Source organism: Pseudomonas sp. 31 R 17, from assembly GCF_900004915.1.
GTDB classification, from domain to species: domain Bacteria; phylum Pseudomonadota; class Gammaproteobacteria; order Pseudomonadales; family Pseudomonadaceae; genus Aquipseudomonas; species Aquipseudomonas orientalis_A.
Window position 1 is genome coordinate 1 of the sequence record NZ_CVTN01000021.1, and the last position, 1,890, is coordinate 1,890.

The following is a 1,890-nucleotide window of genomic DNA, read 5'->3' on the forward strand; positions in this document are numbered from 1 at the left end:
GTGGCACCGAATGACGTCTACAAAGGCGATCAAACCGTCACGACCGCCATCAAAACCGTCACCGGTGGCGAGCACTTTGAAAACCTGGTGCCAGGTACTACAGCGGTTAACACCACCGTTACCGATACCCCAGGCACTGCTGATACCACTACCGTCACGCTCACCGCGCCAAGTGCCGTTAACGAAGGCGGCCAGATCACCTACACCGCGACCTTGAGCAACAAGGCCGGTACTGACGTCACGCTGAAACTCGATAACGGTTCGAACATCACCATCAAAGCTGGTGAAACTGTCGGCACCGTCACCGTCCCTGCGCCAAGCGATGACGTGTTTATCGACAAGAGCACTCAGACGGTCAAGATTACCGACGCAACGGGCGGCAACTTTGAGAAGTTGGAAGTTGCCGGCAACGGCGCAACTACCGCGATCAACGACACCATCGACAAGGTCGACGTTGTACTAACCGCTACCACCACCGTCGGCGAGGGCGGCAACATCCTCTACACCGCCAGCCTTGTGGATAAAAACGGCGCGCCGGTGACTAACATCACCAATCCGCTGACCGTCACACTCGATAACGGCCAGAGCATCACTATCGGTGTAAACCAATCGAGCGGCAGCGTTTCGGTTATTGCACCGGATGATGTGTACAAAGGCGACCAAACCGTCACCACTGCTATTAAGACCGTCGTTGGTGGCGAGCACTTCGAAAATCTCGTTCCAGGTACCGATAAAGTCACAACAACAGTGACTGACACCCCAGGTACTGATAACACCACCACTGTTACCCTGACCGCGCCGAGCGCAGTCAACGAAGGTGGCCAGATCACGTACACCGCCACGCTCTCAAATAAAGCAGGCAGTGACGTCACGCTGAAGTTGGATAACGGCTCAAACATCACTATCAAAGCCGGTGAAACCATCGGCACCGTGACCCTCCCTGCGCCAAGCGATGACGTGTTCATCGACAAGAGCACGCAGACGGTCAAGATCACAGACGCAACGGGCGGCAACTTTGAGAAGTTGGAAGTTGCTGGCAACGGCGCAACCACCGCGATCAACGACACCATCGACAAGGTCGATGTAGTTCTGAGCGCCACAACTACCGTCGGCGAAGGCGGCAACATCGCCTACACCGCCAGCCTTGTGGATAAAAACGGCGCGCCGGTGACCAACATCACCAATCCGTTGACCGTCACCCTGGATAACGGCAAAACCATCACCATCGGTGTGAACCAATCCAGCGGTACGGTCAACGTCGTGGCACCGAATGACGTCTACAAAGGCGATCAAACCGTCACGACCGCCATCAAAACCGTCACCGGTGGCGAGCACTTTGAAAACCTGGTGCCAGGTACTACAGCGGTTAACACCACCGTTACCGATACCCCAGGCACTGCTGATACCACTACCGTCACGCTCACCGCGCCAAGTGCCGTTAACGAAGGCGGCCAGATCACCTACACCGCGACCTTGAGCAACAAGGCCGGTACTGACGTCACGCTGAAACTCGATAACGGTTCGAACATCACCATCAAAGCTGGTGAAACTGTCGGCACCGTCACCGTCCCTGCGCCAAGCGATGACGTGTTTATCGACAAGAGCACTCAGACGGTCAAGATTACCGACGCAACGGGCGGCAACTTTGAGAAGTTGGAAGTTGCCGGCAACGGCGCAACTACCGCGATCAACGACACCATCGACAAGGTCGACGTTGTACTAACCGCTACCACCACCGTCGGCGAGGGCGGCAACATCCTCTACACCGCCAGCCTTGTGGATAAAAACGGCGCGCCGGTGACTAACATCACCAATCCGCTGACCGTCACACTCGATAACGGCCAGAGCATCACTATCGGTGTAAACCAATCGAGCGGCAGCGTTTCGGTT

At 56.2% G+C, this 1,890-nt stretch carries 1 protein-coding gene; it reads left to right on the forward strand.

Annotation, left to right across the window (positions count from 1 at the left end; genetic code table 11):
• The coding region (locus BFP89_RS00390; RefSeq protein ID WP_370671192.1) for an immunoglobulin-like domain-containing protein at window positions 1–1,890 on the forward strand (1,890 nt) is incomplete at both ends.